The following is a 16,066-nucleotide window of genomic DNA, read 5'->3' as shown; positions in this document are numbered from 1 at the left end:
GGGGCAGGAAGGGGGCGACGGCACCGTGGGTGCCAGCGCGGATTGTCCGGGCTCAGGCACCTTTCTTGTCGCGCGGCAGCCGCCCCAGCAGGTAGAACTCCTCGTTTGGCCGCAGATTGATGAGGTTGGCCATGCGGTTGGACAGTCCAAAAAGGGCGGTGATCGCCCCGATGTCCCAGATGTCCTCGTCGTCGAAGCCGTGGGCCCGCAGCGCCTCGAAGTCGGCCTCGCCGATCTCGTCGGCCGCCTTGCACACCTTCATCGCGAAATCGAGCATCGCCTTCTGTCGCTCGGTGATGTCGGCCTTGCGGTGGTTCACCGCCACCTGGTCGGCGATCTGCGGCTTCTTCTCGTAGATGCGCAGGATCGCCCCGTGTGCCACCACGCAGTAGAGGCAGCGGTTCGCACCCGAGGTGGCGACGATGATCATCTCGCGCTCGCCCTTGGTGAGATTGCCGCCTTCCTTCAGCAACAGCGCGTCGTGGTACGCGAAGAAGGCACGCGCCTCGTCGGGCCGGTGCGCGAAGCCGAGGAAGACGTTGGGGATGAAGCCGGTCTTCGCCTGCACCTCGAGGATGCGGGTGCGGATGTCCTCCGGCAGGTCGGCGATCTCGGGCACCGGGTAGCGGCTGATGGGGTGGCTCATGGCGGTCTCCTCGGGCCTCGTCAGCCCAGTTCGTCGATGTTCTTCGGCCAGCTCTTGTGCAGCAGCGTCGACAGCGCGCAGTCGGCGAGCAGCTTGCCGCCGGTCTGGCAGCGGGCGCAGTAGTTCGTCTCGTTGTCGGCGTAGACGATGCGCTGCACCGGCGTGCCGCACGCGGGGCAGGGCTGGTTGTATTTGCCGTGCACCGCCATCTGCGGGTGGAAGGCGGTGACCTTCTCCGGCCACTCGCCGGCTTCTTCGCCGAGGCGGGTGATCCACTCCTGCAGCACGCCCTGCGTCGCGTGGTACAGCCGCTCGATCTGCTGCGCATCGAGCTTCTGCGACAGCTGGATCGGCGAGAGCTGCGCGCGAAAGAGGATCTCGTCCGAATACGTGTTGCCGATGCCGCTGAAGAGCCGCGGGTCGGTCAGCTGGCGCTTGAGCGTGTGGTTCTCGCGCGTGAGGCGCGCGCTAAAGTCGGCGAGCGAGGCGCCCAGTACGTCGAGGCCGCCCGGGTCCATCGCCTGCAGCGCGGCGCGGTCGGCGAGCACGTGCAGCGAGGCGCGCCGCTTGCTGCCCGCTTCGGTCAGCACGACGCTGCCGTCGTCGAACTCGAAGACGGCGAGCGAGATCTTGCCCGGCGGCTTACCACCCGGCAGCAGCCAGCGCAGGCGGCCGGCGATCATCAGGTGGATGACGAGGAAGCGGCCGTTGTCGAGCGCCAGCACCACGCGCTTGCCGAGGCGTTCCACGCCAATGACGGTGCGGCCTTCGGCTTCGGCCAGCGGCGGCAGCGCGGTACGCAGCAGGAAGGGGTTGAGCACGCGCACGCGTCTGAGCACCTGGCCCTGGACCTTGTCGGCCAGGCGGTCGACGTAGACCGTGATATCAGGCAGCTCCGGCATGGGATCGAGTGTCACGGAAATCCGCCGGCCCCGATAATCACGGGTTTCCACGAGGCGGCGCAGGTTTCAGCAGCGCCGCAACCCCATGTCCGACCTGACCCCCCAGGTGCGCCGCCGTCGCACCTTCGCCATCATTTCCCACCCCGACGCGGGCAAGACCACGCTCACCGAGAAGCTGCTGCTGTTCTCCGGCGCGATCCAGATCGCGGGCAGCGTGAAGGCGCGCAAGGCCACACGCCACGCCACCTCCGACTGGATGGAAATCGAAAAGCAGCGCGGCATCTCGGTCGCGTCATCGGTGATGCAGATGGAATACCGCGACTGCGTCATCAACCTGCTCGACACCCCGGGCCACCAGGACTTCTCGGAAGACACCTACCGCGTGCTCACCGCGGTCGACGCGGCGCTGATGGTGATCGACGCGGCCAACGGCGTGGAGCCGCAGACCCGCCGGCTGCTGCAGGTCTGCCGCGCCCGCAACACGCCCATCCTCACCTTCGTCAACAAGATGGACCGCGAGGTGCAGGAGCCGCTCACGCTGATGGACGAGATCGAGCGCGAGCTGGGCATGAGTGTCGTGCCCTTCACCTGGCCGGTGGGCATGGGCAAGCAGTTCCATGGCGTGATGGACCTGCGCGAAAAGCAGATGCGCGTGTTCAGCCCCGGCGAAGACCGCAAGGGCGCCGACGACGAGATCCTGCCCGGCCTCGACAACCCCGCCTACGCCGAGCGCTTCGGCATGCAGTTCGAGCAGGCGCGTGGCGAGATCGAGCTGGTGCAGGAGGCCGCGCCTTCGTTCGACGAAGCGCAGTTCCTCGCCGGCCACCAGACGCCGATGTTCTTCGGCTCGGCGGTCAACAACTTCGGCGTGCGCGAGGTGCTCGACGCGCTGGTCGACCTCGCGCCGCCGCCGAGCGAGCGCGCCGCCATCCAGCGTGTGGTGCAACCCGACGAGAAGAAGTTCACCGGCGTCGTGTTCAAGATCCAGGCCAACATGGACCCGGCGCACCGCGACCGCATCGCCTTCGTGCGCGTGGCCTCGGGCCGCTTCGAGCGTGGCATGAACCTGAAGGTGGTGCGCTCGGGCAAGACGCTGCGGCCCAACACCGTGGTCACCTTCATGAGCCAGAAGCGCGAGCTGCTCGACGAGGCCTTTGCCGGCGACATCATCGGCATCCCCAACCACGGCGTGCTGCAGCTGGGCGACACCATCACCGAAGGCGAGACCTTGCAGTACACCGGCCTGCCGTTCTTCGCGCCGGAAATGTTCAGAAGCGTCGAAGTGGCCGACCCGCTCAAGACCAAGCAGCTGCGCGCCGGCCTCACGCAGCTGGGCGAAGAAGGCGCGATCCAGGTGTTCCGCCCGGTGGCGGGCAGCGTGCTGCTGCTCGGCGCGGTGGGGCAACTGCAGTTTGAAGTCGTCGCGCACCGGCTGGAGCATGAGTACGGGGTCAAGGCCCGCGTGATGCCGGCCCGCTACAACGTGGCGCGCTGGGTGACCTGCGACGAGGCCGATGGCGGTGAGAAGGAGTCTCAAGCGCTTCATCGACGCCAACGACCACCGCGTCGCGCTCGATGCCGTCGACGCCGCGTGTGTGCTGCTCGAATACGCCGGCGAGTTGCGGGCGATGCAGGAGAACTGGCCGAAGATCAAGTTCCACGCGCTGCGCGAGCACGCCGGGCTCGTCTTCCAGAAGCAACTGGACGGCTAGAAGACGGCCCCCCAGTCGCGGCGCTCCTGCCCCCAAGGGGCGCCACCCATCGGGCCGGCAAAGCCGGACCCTGGGGCGTGGCTCGATGGGCGCCGCGCTTCGCGGCGCAAAAAGCGCGTTTCGTCGCATCGGGCTTGAGCACGGCAGGCGGGCACGGCACAGTCGGGGCTTCCTCCACGACGCCTGCCCGCCACCATGCTCGCCAGCTCGTTCATCGCCTTCCTGCACTTCGTCTTTGCGTTCGGCGTCGTCGCCACGCTGTTCTTCGAGTGGTTGACCTTCAGCCGCACGCCCACGCTGCGTGAAGCCAAGCTGCTGGCGGCCGCCGACCGGTGGTACGGCGCGTTTGCCGGCGGCTTGCTCGCCGTCGGCGCACTGCGGGTGGTCTATTTCGAGAAGGGCTGGGAGTTCTACAAGGCCATGCCCTTCTTCCACCTGAAGCTCACGCTCTTCGTCGTGATCGGTCTCTTGTCGATCTACCCGACGATCAGCTTTGCCCGCTGGAAATCGACCTTGCAGGCCGGCCAGGCGCCGCAGATTCCCGAGACGCAGTACCAGCGCATCTCGCGCCTGCTGAGCCTGCAGATGCTGCTGCTGGTGCTGCTGACGCTCAGCGCCTCATTGATGGCCAAGGGCCTGCGCTTCTGATGCGCGCGCTCGCGACCCTTCTGGCGGCGCTCGTGTTCGGGGCGGGCGCTCAGGCGGCGCCACGCTGCCTGAGCGACTGCACGCCACGCATCGGCATCGTCTCGGCCTTCGGTGCCGAGGCCGACATCCTCATCGCCCAGACGCAGAAGAAGCGCAGCTGGACGCTCGCCGGCAAGCGCTACACCACCGGCCTGCTGCGCGGCCAGCGCGTGGTGATCGTGCTGAGCGGCGTGAGCATGGTCAATGCGGCAATGGTCACGCAGCAGATGCTCGACCACTTCCGTATCGAGCGACTGATCATGAGCGGCATCGCCGGCGGCCTGAACCCGGCGCTCCACGTGGGCGACGTGACCGTGCCCGAGCGCTGGGCGATGCCGATGGAGGTCTACTGGAACGACGACACCCAGGTGCCGGCGCCTTGCGGTCAGAAGGGCGACGTGGGCTGCCTCGGCCTCAAGCTCGCGACCGGTGCCGACGGCCAGCCGCTGCGGCCCTATGCGCCCGGCCTCTTCATGCGTGAGACGCATGTGCTCACCGCAGCCAACGCGCCGAAGGGCGAGTTCCGCTTCGACTACCCGGTCGATGCCGAGATGCTGGCCGTCGCCCGCACGCTCACGCCCAAGCTCGAACGTTGCGGCCCCAAGGCGCGCCAGCCCTCGGGCGAGGTCGATGCGACGCAATGCGTGCGCGAACAACCGCAGCTGCGCGTGGGCGGCCTGGGTGTCTCGGCCACGGTCTTCCTCGCCAACGCGGACTACCGGCAGTACCTCTTCGAGACGCTGAAGGCCGACACCTTCGAGATGGAAACCGCGGCGCTCGCCCACGTCGCCCATGCCAACGGCGTCCCCTACATCGCTTTGCGCAGCATCAGCGACCTGGCCGGTGCCACCGAGTTCAACGCCGACGTGGGTGCGCTCTTCATGAGCGGCCTGGCCGAGGCCAACGAGGCGGCGGTGACGCTGGCGTTTCTCGACGCGTGGACGGCGCGCATCAAAGGCGCGAAAAAGAAGCCGCTCTAGACTTCGGGCATGGCTACCACCGCGCCCACGCCCTCCCGCGTCTCGCTCTACCTCGACCTCATCCGCTGGGACCGTCCGGCCGGCACCTACCTGCTTCTGTGGCCCACGCTGTCGGCGCTGTGGATTGCGGCGCAGGGCTTTCCGGGGTGGCACCTGCTGTTCGTGTTCGCGCTCGGCACGCTGCTGATGCGCAGCGCGGGCTGCGCCGTCAACGACGTGGCCGACCGCGATTTCGACAAGCACGTGAAACGCACCGCGCAGCGGCCGGTGACGAGCGGTGCGCTGAGCGTGAAGGCGGCGCTGCTCTTTGGTGCGCTGCTGGCCCTCATCGCCTTCGGCCTGGTGCTCACCACCAACACGGTCACCATCGCGTGGAGCTTCGCGGCGCTCGCGGTCAGCATCTTCTATCCCTTCACCAAGCGCTTCTTCTCCATGCCGCAGGCGGTGCTGGGCGTGGCCTTCAGCTTCGGCATCCCGATGGCGTTCGCCGCGGTGCAGGGCACGGTGCCGCCGGTCGCGTGGGCGCTGCTGGTGGGCAACCTCTTCTGGGTGCTGGCCTACGACACCGAGTACGCGATGGTCGACCGCGATGACGATTTGAAGATCGGCATCCGCACCTCGGCGATCACGCTCGGCCGCTTTGACGTGCTGGGCGTGATGCTGTTCTATGCGGCGTATGTCGCGATCTGGGCCGCCATCGGTGTGGCGCTCGGCCTGGGCGTGGCCTATTTCACGGGGCTGGCGGTGGCGGCCGCCATCGCCGGCTGGCACTACACGCTGATCCGCACGCGCACGCGCGAGGGCTGCTTCAAGGCCTTCCGCCTCAACCACTGGCTGGGCTTCGTGGTCTTCGCCGGCGTGCTGGTCGACTTCGCCGTGCGCTAGTTCGCACCCGCGGCCGCTTGGCGTGCGCGCAGGCACGCTGCGCGACCGAAAATCGGGGCATGCCTGATTCGATTGCCCGTCGCGCTGGCCACACCGGCCGATCGTACTGGCAGGTGCTGGTGCGGGCCGTCGTGGCTGCATCGCTGGTGCACACCGGGTTCGCGCTCCTCTTCTTCCTGCTGTCGGCGCCGCTGATGGGCTGGGCCAACCTCGGCAGCATCGCGCTCTACGGGGTGGCCTATGGGCTGCTGCGCAATCGCCACAACCGCCTGGCGCTGGCGCTGATCTGGGGCGAGCTGCTCGGGCATGCGTTCGTGGCCACGCGCGTGCTGGGCTGGGAGAGCGGCTTCCACTACTACGTGCTGCTGATGATGCCGATGGTGTTCATGAGCCCGGTGCGGCACCGGCACACCAAGGCCCTGCTGGGGCTGACGCTCGCGGCCTTCTACATCGGCCTGGACCAGATGGCGCACCACCTCGCGCCGCTCACCGTGCTGGCCCCCGGCGCGCTCGACGCGGTGCGCATCCTGAACATCGTCGCCACGCTCGCGCTGCTGGCGCACTTGGCCAATTTCCACCTGAAGGCCGTGATGCGCGCCGAGAACCGCCTGCAAGACCTCGCGGCGACCGACCCCTTGACGGGCCTCGCGAACCGCCGCCGTGCGCTCGACGTGGCCAACCTGCACCTCGCGCGCCGCCGCAGCGATGGCGCGCCGATGAGCCTGATCGTCGGCGATGTGGACCATTTCAAGTCGGTCAACGACTGGCACGGCCACGAGGTGGGCGACCAGGTGCTGATCGCGGTCGCGAAGGCCATGCAGGCCGCCACGCGCGATGTCGACACGGTGTGCCGCTGGGGTGGCGAAGAGTTCCTGATCGTGTTGCCCGACACCGGCTCGGCCGAGGCGCGGCGGGTGGCCGAGCGGGTGCGCCTGGCGGTGCAGCAGGCCCAGCTGCCGCAGGCCGACCAGGCGCCGAGCGTCACCATCACGCTGGGTGTGAGCACGCTGCAGGCCCTGGAGCCGCTGTCGGCGGCCATCGCCCGGGCCGATGCGGCCATGTACCGCGGCAAGATCGCCGGCCGCAACCGCTGCGAGGGCGATGACGCGCCCACCGCTGCGGCGCTGAAGCGCGTGCCCGCGCTCGCGCACTGAGCGTTCAGAGGGTCGATCCAGGGCTGATCAGGGGTACAGCCCGCGCTCCTCGCGTGCGCTCAGGATGCGCTCGCACGCCACCGCGAAGGTCGCGGTGCGCAGCGTGATCTTGTGGCGGTCGGCGGTGTCCCAGATGTAGCGCAGCGCATCGACCATGATCTTGTCGAGCCGCACGTTGATCTCGTCTTCGCTCCAGAAGAAGCTCGAGAAGTCCTGCACCCATTCGAAGTAGCTGACGGTCACGCCGCCGGCGTTGCAGATCACGTCGGGCACCACCAGCACGCCGCGCTCGCGCAGGGCGTCGTCGGCTTCGGGCAGCGTGGGCCCGTTGGCGCCTTCGAGCACGAGCCGGGCCTTGATGCGGTTGGCGCGCGGCAGCGTGATCTGGCCTTCGAGCGCGGCGGGGATGAGGATGTCGCAGTCCACGTCCCAGAACTGCTCGTTGTCGATGCGCTCGGCATCGGGGTACTGGCCGATGCCGCCGTCGCGCTTTAACACCTGCATGGCGGCGTGCATGTCGAAACCCTTGGGGTTGACGAGGGTGCCGGTGTGGTCCTGGATGGCGACGACGGTGGCGCCTGCGCCCACGAAGAGCTCGGCCGCGGCGCTGCCCACGTTGCCGAAACCTTGTACCGCCACACGTGCCCCGTCGAGGTTCATGCCCAGGCGGCGGGCGGCCTCGCGGCCGGTGACGAAGACACCGCGGCCGGTGGCCTTCACCCGCCCGAGCGAGCCGCCCAGGTGCAGCGGCTTGCCGGTCACCACGCCAGTGGCCGAAGTGCCGGTGTTCATGGAGTAGGTGTCCATCATCCACGCCATGATCTGCGCGTTGGTGTTGACGTCGGGCGCCGGGATGTCGCGCTGCGGGCCGATGATGATGCCGATCTCGCTCGTGTAGCGCCGCGTCATGCGCTCCAGCTCTTTCTTCGACAGCCGCTTGGGGTCGACGCGGATGCCGCCCTTGGCACCACCGTACGGCAGGTTGACCGCGGCGCACTTCACCGTCATCCAGGCGCTCAAGGCCATCACCTCTTCGAGCGTCACGTCGGGGTGGTAGCGCACGCCGCCCTTGCCGGGGCCGCGCGAGAGGTTGTGCTGCACGCGGTAGCCCTCGAAGTGGGCCACGCTGCCGTCGTCCATCTCGATCGGCACGTCGACGATCAGCGCACGCTTGGGCCGCTTGAGTGTTTCAGCCCAGTGGGCCAGCGGGCCCAGGTAGGGCAGCACGCGGTCGACCTGCTCCAGATAGGTGTGCCAGGGGCTGGTGGCGCTGGGGGTGACGTACGAGAGATAGCTCATGACGGTTCTCCGTTTCGGGTGGGGTGCCCGGTGCGGGCGCACTCGTGGCGCGGCGCACCGCTGGCGGAGACTGTAGGCCCGTGGCGCCCGGTCGGCCATGCTGCCTTTGCATGACCGCCGGCATAGCGCACTCAGCGCCGAACTCAGCGCCCGAACTCGTCGCCCAGTTCGGCGGCGCGGCGCTGCGCGGCTTTCAGGGCCTTGACGATGGCGGGCTTCACGCCGCTGCCTTCCATCGAGGTGAGCGCCGCATAGGTGGTGCCCCCTTGGACGTGACCCGTTCGCGCAGCACCGACGGCGGCTCGGGCGAGGCCAGGGCCAGCGCGCTCGCACCCTGGAACGTGGCCAGCGCGAGTGTCTTGCCCTGTTCCTCGGTGAGCCCCATCTCGACGGCGGCCTGCATCATGGCTTCGACGAAGTAGAAGACGTAGGCCGGGCCCGAGCCCGACATCGCGGTCACCGCATCGAGGTCGTGCTCGGCGTTCACCCACAGCGTGCGGCCGGTGGGGGCGAGCAGGCGTTCGATCTCCTTGCGTTCGACGGGTGTGACGGCCGGCCGCGCGTAGAGGCCGGCGATGCCCTGGCCGATGAGGGCCGGCGTGTTGGGCATGGAGCGCACGATGCGCTCGGTGCCGAGTGCACGGGCCATGTCCTCGCTGCGGATGCCGGCCATCACGCTGAACTGCAAGGCCTTGTCGATGTGCTGCAGGCTGGCCTCGGCCGCGGCCTTGAAGTTCTGCGGCTTGATTGCCCACACGACGGTGGCCGCGCGCTGCAGCACCGAGCCGGGCGCTTCGAGCGTGATGACCGACAGCTCTCGCTGCAGCCGCGAGCGCTGGTCGGCGTTGGGCTCCAGCACCAGGATGTCGCCGGGCGCACGGCCGCTCTTGAGCAGGCCGCCGATGATGGCGCTGGCCATGTTGCCGCCGCCGATGAATGCAATCGTGTTCATGGTGTTGTTCATGCAGAGGCCCAGCGCCGCAGTTCACGCTCGGTGGCCTGCAGGGCGGGGCGGGTGAGGGAGTAGAAGGATAGTCGGCCGGGCGAGGGCCAGCGGTGCGAGGCCGACAGGGCCACGAGGTCGGGCGGCAGTGCCGACTGGTTCAGGCAGCCGATGCCCCAGCCGGCGCGCAGGGCCGCCATCGCCCCATGCGCGCCGGTGCAGCTCAGTCGCAGGTGGTGCGTGCGGCCCGCGCGGGCCAGGGCGGCGAGTGCCATGCGGCGCACCGGGCAGTCCGGTCCCAGCAACACCAGCGGCGCGGGGTTGTGGGCTGGCACCGCATAACGCTCGGCGTGCACCCAGGCGAGCGGCTCGCGCCGGATGAGCCGGGCACCGGGAATCGGGTCGTCGCTCGTGAACACTGCCAGGTCCATCGCGCCGGCCTGCCACAGCTGCTGCAGCGACGCCGAGCTGGCCCACAGCAGCTCGAAGCGCACGCCAGGCGTGCGGTCGTGCAGCAGCGCGAGCAGCTCGCCGAGGCGGGCCGGCATGAAGTACTCGCTGATGCCGATGCGGCGCACTTCTTCCTCGACGGCCGGCTGCACGGCGGCGCGGGCGTCGGCCTGCCAGTCGAGCAGCCGGCGGGCATGCGGCAGGAAGCGCTCGCCCTCGGCGGTGAGCGCGAGCGAGCGGGTGCTGCGCTCGGCCAGGCGCACGCCGAGCGACGTCTCCAGCTGCTGCAGGTGCGTACTGACGGCCGACTGCGTGCGGTGCACCTGCTGCGCGGCGCGCGTCACAGAGCCGGTGTCGGCCACCGCGACGAAGCTGCGCAGCCAGAGGGGGTCGAGGTCGGTCATCTGCAACTCTGATGAATGTCACAAAATCAAACTGCTTCTCGGATGAATGCTCGACTCCTAGAGTGAGGCTGTCAAGTTCAACCAAGGAGCGATACATGCCTTACCTGCACATCCAGATCTCCGGCCCGCAAGACGACGTCCTGGCCCAGCGTGTGGCCGAGACCGGCACCGCACTCACGTCGAAGCTGCTCGGCAAGAACCGCGAGCACACGGCGGTGGTGATCGACTTCATCGCGCCTTCCCGCTGGTTCATTGCCGGTCGGCCGCTCGCGGGGGCACCGAAGCGCAGCTACCACTGGATGGTGAGCATCACCGACGAGACCAACACCAAGCGCGAGAAGGCCGACTACCTCGGGGCCGTGCACCGGGCGATGGACGAGCTGCTGGGCGGCGCGGCGGAGCATTCGTATGCGCATGTGGCCGACCTGCGCGGCAGCGCCTATGGCTTTGCGGGGCGCACGCAGGAGCACCGTTACCAGCACGGTTGAACCCTGATGCCGTCTCGGCGAGCCACCTGCCGCACCATGCGGCAGACACATCGCCGGAGACGCCCATGCACCTGGAAGGTTCCTGCCATTGCGGCGCCGTGCGCTTCAGCCTCGAATCGCACAGCCCGCAGCCTTTCATGCACTGCCATTGCTCGATCTGCCGCAAGACGGCCGGCGGAGGCGGGTATTCGATCAACCTCGGTGGCGATGCGACCACGCTGCGCGTGTCGGGGCAGAAGAACGTCTCCATCTATCACGCGGTGATGCGCGAGCCGGGCAAGCGCGCGACCCGTTCGAAGGCCGGCCGCCATTTCTGCAAGCGGTGCGGCAGCGCCTTGTGGCTGTGGGACCCCCGCTGGCCCGAGACTCGTGCATCCGCATGCGTCGGCCATCGACACGCCGCTGCCCAAGCCGAAGGAGGTGGTCGAGGCGGCGCTTCAGTGGGTCGCGCCCTGGGTCGACGTGCCCAAGGGGCGGGGCCATGTGCATTGCCAGACCTGGCCGAGCGAATCGCTGCGCGAATGGCACCAGCGGCACGGCGTCGAAAGCGTCTAGGGCCTTTTGGTGTTAACAGGCCCTAGTTGCGCAAGCCTGCGAGCAGCGCCGCATTGCCGCCTGCCGCCGCCGTGTTGACCGTCAGCGTGCGCTCGGCGCAGAAGCGGTAGAGGTAGTGCGGCCCGCCCGCCTTCGGGCCGGTGCCCGACAGGCCTTCGCCGCCGAAGGGCTGCACGCCGACCACCGCGCCGATCATGTTGCGGTTGACGTAGATGTTGCCGATGCGGGCAGCTTCGGCGAGCTGGTGCGCACGGCCGTCGATGCGTGTCTGCAAGCCGAGCGTGAGGCCGTAGCCGAGGGCGTTGATCTCGGCCATCACCGCGTCCGGGTCGCCGCGCCAGCGCACGACGTGCAGCACCGGGCCGAAGATCTCCTGCGTGAGGTCGGCGATGCGCGGCAGCTCGAAGGCGATGGGGGCGACGAGGCGCGGCGTGCTCGTGACGCCGTGGCGCGACGGCGTTTCGCCGATCAGCGTGGCCTCGCGGCGCAGGCGGGCGATGTGGCGTTGCAGGTTCCCGAAGGCCTCGTCGTCGATGACCGGGCCGACGTCGGTGTCGGGCCGGGCCGGGTCGCCGAGGCTCAGCTCGGCCATCGCGCCGCGCAGCATCTCGATCACGGTGTCGGCCACGCTCTCGTGCACGCACAGGAGGCGCAGCGCCGAGCAGCGCTGGCCGGCGGAGCGGAAGGCGCTTTGCACCACCGCGTCGACCACCTGCTCGGGCAGGGCGGTGCTGTCGACCACCATCGCGTTGAGGCCGCCGGTCTCGGCGATCAGCGGCACGATCGGGCCGTCTTTCGCCGCCAGGCTGCGGTTGATGGCCCGGGCGACGGCGGTCGAGCCGGTGAAGCAGACGCCGGCGGTGCGCGGGTCGGCGACGAGGGCGGCGCCGATGGTCTCGCCGGGGCCGTGCAGCAGGGCGAGGGCCTCGCGCGGCACACCGGCCTCGTGCAGCAGCGTGACCATGCGCTGGGCCACCGCGGGTGTCTGTTCGGCGGGTTTGGCCGCGACGCTGTTGCCGGCCACGAGCGCGGCCACCACCTGGCCGGTGAAGATGGCGAGCGGGAAGTTCCACGGGCTGATGCACACGAAGACACCTCGCCCGTGCAGGCTCAGCGTGTTGCTCTCGCCGGTGGGGCCGGGCAGCGACTGCGGCGCGAGGCGCTCTTCGGCCTGCTCGGCGTAGTAGCGGCAGAAGTCGACCGCTTCGCGCACTTCGGCGATCGCATCGCCCATCGTCTTGTGCGCCTCGCGCACCAGCAGGCCGCAGAACTCGGGCAGTCGTGCGTCGAGCATGTCGGCCGCGCGCCGCAGGATGTTGGCCCGCGCGGAGAGCGCTGTGCGGTTCCAGCCGTCGTGGCCTTGCTGCAGGCGGGCCATCGTGGGGGCGATGTCGGCCGTGCTCGCCAGTGCGATCGGCTGCAGGCGGGCCGAGGCCAGTGCGGCGTCGAGCGCGGCACGTTCGTCGCGGTTGGTCGGGTCGGCGCCTCTGGCGTTTGCGCGCCGGGGGCCGTACAGATCGACCGGCAAGGGCAGGCCCGGCGAGGCCGAGGGCACGAGCGGCGAGGCGAGCAGCTCGTCGGGGTGCACCTCGTCGTCGGCCAGCTGGTGCACGAAGGAGGAGTTGGCGCCGTTCTCCAGCAAGCGTCGCACGAGGTAGGCCAGGAGGTCGCGGTGCTCGCCGACCGGGGCATACACCCTCACAGCCACCGACGGGTCCTTCATCACCTCGCGGTAGACCCCCTCGCCCATGCCGTGCAGGCGCTGCATCTCGAAGGGCGCGTTGGCCTGGTGCGCCATCTGCAGGATGGCGGCGATGGTGCCGGCGTTGTGGGTGGCGAACTGCGGATAGATCACGCCGGCATGCGACAGCAGCGCCTGTGCGCAGGCGAGGTAGGAGATGTCGGTGTGGTGCTTGTGGGTGAAGACCGGGTAGCCGGGCAGCCCCAGCTCTTGCGCACGCTTGACTTCACCGTCCCAGTACGCGCCCTTGACCAGCCGCACCATGAATCGCAGGCCATGCCGGCGTGCGATGCGGGCGACTGCGTGGACCGTGTCGAGCGCCCGCGTCTGGTAGGCCTGCACCGCGAGGCCGAAGCCGCGCCAGTGCGGGTGGGTGGCCGCGATGCGCGCGGCGAGCGCGTCCAGCACGTCGAGCGAGAGTTCGAGGCGCTCGCTCTCCTCGGCGTCAATCGTCAGGTTGAGGTGGGCCTGCGCGGCACGTTCGACCAGCTGCCACACCCGCGGCAGCAGCTCGGCGAAGACCCGTTCGCGCTGCAACTCTTCATAACGTGAAAAAAGCGCGGAGAGCTTGATCGAGATGCCGTCGGCGGTGGTGGGGTCGCCGGTGGCGCCCCGTTGTTGTTGGCCTGCGGCGATGGCCTCCAGCGCATTCAGGTAGGCCGCGAGGTAGCGCTGCGCGTCGGCTTCGGTGCGTGCACCTTCGCCCAGCATGTCGTAGCTGAAGCGCAGGCCGGGCTGGTGTTCGCGGGCCTGGGCGGCTTCGTTCATTGCTTCGCGGATCGAGCGGCCGAGCACGAACTGGCGGCCGAGCAGCTGGATGGCGCGCACGGTGGCGGCGACCACGGTCTGGGCGCCGAGGCGCTTGATGAGGCCATGGTCGCCGGGGCTGTCGGGAAGGAACCGCTTCGACAGGCCGATGGCGCTCGCCGACAGGGTGGCCAGCATCTTGTGCGGACCTTCGGCCTGCGCGTCGAAGGCGGCGCGGCCGAGCTGGTCGGCGGTCAGCGCAATCGCGGTCTCGGTGTCGGGCACGCGCAGTAGGGCTTCGGCCAGCCGCATCAGGGCGAGGCCTTCGGCGCTGGAGATCGGGTACTCGCGCAGCAGCGACTCCATGGCCCAGAACGGGGCCGGCTTGTCGCGCACGGCCTGCACCCAGGGCCGGGCGGTGGTGACGACACGGGGCCAGTCGAGCGCGGTGGCGAGCGTGGGCAGCAGGCTTTGCAGCAGCTCGGCCTCGCGCCGGCACGGCGCCGGCAGGCGGGGGTGGAGGGTGGACGGGGCCGGGAAGGAGGAGGGCATGGCGGCGACAGGGCTGCTGACAATGTCGCCAAGGTATGCGGGTTGGTGCCGGATATTTATCCAAACGATGCCGGAAAGAAGGTGAAAAATCCAGTCGCGTCAGCGCCGCCCGAAGATCGCGGTGCCCACCCGGACCATCGTCGAGCCTTCGGCGATGGCCGCCTCCAGGTCGCCGCTCATGCCCATCGAGAGGGTGTCCAGGTCCAGCCCTACCTGCTGCAGGCGATGAAAGAGCTGGCGCAGTTGCCGATGGGGCGCGGCCTGCTGTGCCGGGTCGTCGCTCGGTTCGGGAATCGACATCAGGCCGCGCAGGCGCACGCCGGGCAGTGCGGCGACCGCATGCGCCAGCGCGGGCAGTTCGTCCGGCGTGACGCCGCTCTTGCTCGCCTCGCCGCTCACGTTGACCTGCAGGCAGACGTTGAGCGGCGGCAGGTCGGGCGGGCGCTGTTCGCTCAGGCGCTCGGCGATCTTCAAACGGTCGACGCTGTGCACCCAGTCGAAGGTCTTCGCGACCACACGCGTCTTGTTGCTTTGCAGGGGCCCGATCAGATGCCATTCGATCTGTGCACGCAGGTCCTGCAGCATCTCGATCTTCTCGATCGCTTCCTGCACGTAGTTCTCGCCGAAGCGTGTCTCGCCGGCGGCCACCGCCTCGCGCACCTGATCGGCGCCGAAAGTTTTGCTTACGGTTAGCAGCGTGACACTTTGCACGGGGCGTTGCGCAGCCGCACAGGCCCTGGCGATGCGCTCGCGCACTTGTTGTATGTTCGCTGCAATCGTCGCCATAATCCCGCGAGCCTATCGCAGAGGCGCAGCCCCACGATCCGTGCGGGCCACAACCCCCGTCGAAGACACATGGACATCACCCAACTGCTGGCGTTCTCGGTCAAGAACAAAGCGTCTGACCTTCACCTGTCCGCCGGCTTGCCCCCGATGATCCGTGTGCACGGCGACGTGCGGCGCATCAACGTCGACCCGCTCGAGCACAAGCAGGTGCACGAGATGGTCTACGACATCATGAACGACTCGCAGCGCAAGGCGTACGAAGAGACGCTCGAGTGCGACTTCTCGTTCGAGATCCAGGGCCTCGCGCGTTTCCGCGTCAACGCCTTCAACCAGAACCGCGGCGCCGGCGCCGTGTTCCGGACGATTCCCTCGAAGATCCTGACGCTCGAGCAGCTCAACACGCCCAAGGTGTTTGCCGAGCTGGCGCTCAAGCCGCGCGGCCTGGTGCTGGTGACCGGCCCCACGGGCTCGGGCAAGTCGACCACGCTCGCCGCGATGGTCAACCATCTGAACGAAAACGAATACGGCCACGTGCTGACGGTCGAAGACCCGATCGAGTTCGTGCACGAGTCGAAGAAGTGCCTGGTCAACCAGCGCGAAGTCGGCCCGCACACGCTGAGCTTCTCGAACGCGCTGCGCTCGGCGCTGCGCGAAGACCCCGACGCCATCCTCGTGGGCGAAATGCGCGACCTGGAGACCATCCGCCTCGCGCTGACCGCCGCCGAAACCGGCCACCTGGTGTTCGGCACGCTGCACACGAGCTCGGCCGCCAAGACCATCGACCGGGTGGTCGACGTGTTCCCGGCGGCGGAAAAGGAAATGGTGCGGGCGATGCTGTCGGAATCGCTGGTCGCCGTGATCTCGCAGACGCTGTGCAAGCTGAAGGACGGCAGCGGCCGTGTCGCGGCGCACGAGATCATGCTGGGCACCGCCGCCATCCGAAACCTGATCCGCGAGAACAAGATCGCGCAGATGTACTCGTCAATCCAGACCGGCAACACGGTGGGCATGCAGACGCTGGACCAGAACCTCTCAGACCTGGTCCGCCGCAACATCATTTCGCCTGCTGAGGCCCGCAACAAGGCCAAGTTCCCCGAGAACTTCCCCGGCTGAGCCGCCTGGGTCCTGTCTTCTC

The 16,066-nt window shown here is 68.8% G+C and carries 12 protein-coding genes and 3 pseudogenes; 8 read left to right on the top strand and 7 right to left on the bottom strand.

Features of this window, described 5'->3' with window-relative positions; all coding sequences use genetic code 11:
- Positions 1-52: 52 nt before the first annotated feature.
- Both LRS03_RS16685 and LRS03_RS16680 read right to left on the bottom strand, forming a co-directional pair.
- Positions 53-646, bottom strand: coding sequence for a peroxidase-related enzyme (locus LRS03_RS16685; protein WP_257826815.1), 594 nt, complete (start codon positions 644-646; stop codon positions 53-55).
- 20 nt (positions 647-666) lie between these two features.
- Positions 667-1,563: an Fpg/Nei family DNA glycosylase gene (locus tag LRS03_RS16680; RefSeq protein WP_257826814.1), complete on the bottom strand. Its 897-nt coding sequence runs from the start codon at positions 1,561-1,563 to the stop codon at positions 667-669.
- 70 nt (positions 1,564-1,633) lie between these two features.
- Here LRS03_RS16680 and LRS03_RS16675 point away from each other — a divergent pair.
- The 5 genes and pseudogenes from LRS03_RS16675 (at position 1,634) to LRS03_RS16655 (ending at position 6,966) form a co-directional block, all read left to right on the top strand.
- Positions 1,634-3,260 (top strand): annotated as a pseudogene (locus LRS03_RS16675) (peptide chain release factor 3).
- Between the two features lie 195 nt (positions 3,261-3,455).
- Entirely contained in the window at positions 3,456-3,908 is a 453-nt protein-coding gene (locus LRS03_RS16670; protein ID WP_257826812.1) for a DUF2214 family protein, read from the top strand.
- Positions 3,908-4,927, top strand: coding sequence for a 5'-methylthioadenosine/S-adenosylhomocysteine nucleosidase (locus LRS03_RS16665; protein ID WP_257826809.1), 1,020 nt, complete (start codon positions 3,908-3,910; stop codon positions 4,925-4,927). The genes LRS03_RS16670 and LRS03_RS16665 overlap by 1 nt, the downstream gene beginning before the upstream one ends.
- Before the next feature lie 9 nt (positions 4,928-4,936).
- Positions 4,937-5,812 carry a 4-hydroxybenzoate octaprenyltransferase gene (gene ubiA, locus LRS03_RS16660; protein ID WP_257826807.1) on the top strand — a complete coding sequence of 292 codons (876 nt, stop codon included), beginning with the start codon at positions 4,937-4,939 and terminating at the stop codon, positions 5,810-5,812.
- A gap of 59 nt (positions 5,813-5,871) precedes the next feature.
- A complete protein-coding gene (locus tag LRS03_RS16655) occupies positions 5,872-6,966 on the top strand; it encodes a GGDEF domain-containing protein (RefSeq protein WP_257826805.1) in 1,095 nt (364 codons plus the stop codon).
- Between the two features lie 27 nt (positions 6,967-6,993).
- Here LRS03_RS16655 and LRS03_RS16650 read toward each other — a convergent pair whose 3' ends face one another.
- From LRS03_RS16650 to LRS03_RS16640, 3 genes and pseudogenes are all read right to left on the bottom strand, one after another.
- On the bottom strand, positions 6,994-8,265 hold the full coding sequence (locus LRS03_RS16650) for a Glu/Leu/Phe/Val family dehydrogenase (protein WP_257826803.1): 1,272 nt from the start codon (positions 8,263-8,265) through the stop codon (positions 6,994-6,996).
- A gap of 143 nt (positions 8,266-8,408) precedes the next feature.
- A pseudogene (gene proC, locus LRS03_RS16645) lies at positions 8,409-9,229 on the bottom strand (pyrroline-5-carboxylate reductase).
- Positions 9,226-10,062, bottom strand: coding sequence for a LysR family transcriptional regulator (locus tag LRS03_RS16640; RefSeq protein WP_257826801.1), 837 nt, complete (start codon positions 10,060-10,062; stop codon positions 9,226-9,228). Before LRS03_RS16640 ends, proC begins: the two are co-directional and overlap by 4 nt.
- A gap of 95 nt (positions 10,063-10,157) precedes the next feature.
- Here LRS03_RS16640 and LRS03_RS16635 point away from each other — a divergent pair, with 95 nt between their 5' ends.
- Both LRS03_RS16635 and LRS03_RS16630 read left to right on the top strand, forming a co-directional pair.
- Entirely contained in the window at positions 10,158-10,550 is a 393-nt protein-coding gene (locus LRS03_RS16635; RefSeq protein WP_257826799.1) for a tautomerase family protein, read from the top strand.
- A gap of 65 nt (positions 10,551-10,615) precedes the next feature.
- Positions 10,616-11,105, top strand: a pseudogene (locus tag LRS03_RS16630) (GFA family protein).
- Between the two features lie 22 nt (positions 11,106-11,127).
- Here LRS03_RS16630 and LRS03_RS16625 read toward each other — a convergent pair.
- A complete protein-coding gene (locus tag LRS03_RS16625) occupies positions 11,128-14,145 on the bottom strand; it encodes an L-glutamate gamma-semialdehyde dehydrogenase (RefSeq protein WP_257826798.1) in 3,018 nt (1,005 codons plus the stop codon).
- A 99-nt stretch (positions 14,146-14,244) separates the two neighbouring features.
- Positions 14,245-14,931: a YggS family pyridoxal phosphate-dependent enzyme gene (locus tag LRS03_RS16620; RefSeq protein ID WP_257826797.1), complete on the bottom strand. Its 687-nt coding sequence runs from the start codon at positions 14,929-14,931 to the stop codon at positions 14,245-14,247.
- A 69-nt stretch (positions 14,932-15,000) separates the two neighbouring features.
- Here LRS03_RS16620 and LRS03_RS16615 point away from each other — a divergent pair, with 69 nt between their 5' ends.
- On the top strand, positions 15,001-16,044 hold the full coding sequence (locus LRS03_RS16615) for a type IV pilus twitching motility protein PilT (protein WP_257826795.1): 1,044 nt from the start codon (positions 15,001-15,003) through the stop codon (positions 16,042-16,044).
- Positions 16,045-16,066 lie beyond the last annotated feature (22 nt).

Source organism: Rhizobacter sp. J219, assembly GCF_024700055.1.
Classification (GTDB): domain Bacteria; phylum Pseudomonadota; class Gammaproteobacteria; order Burkholderiales; family Burkholderiaceae_C; genus Rhizobacter.
The sequence above is the reverse complement of the archived record's forward strand: the minus strand, read 5'-3'. Positions and strand labels throughout refer to the sequence as shown.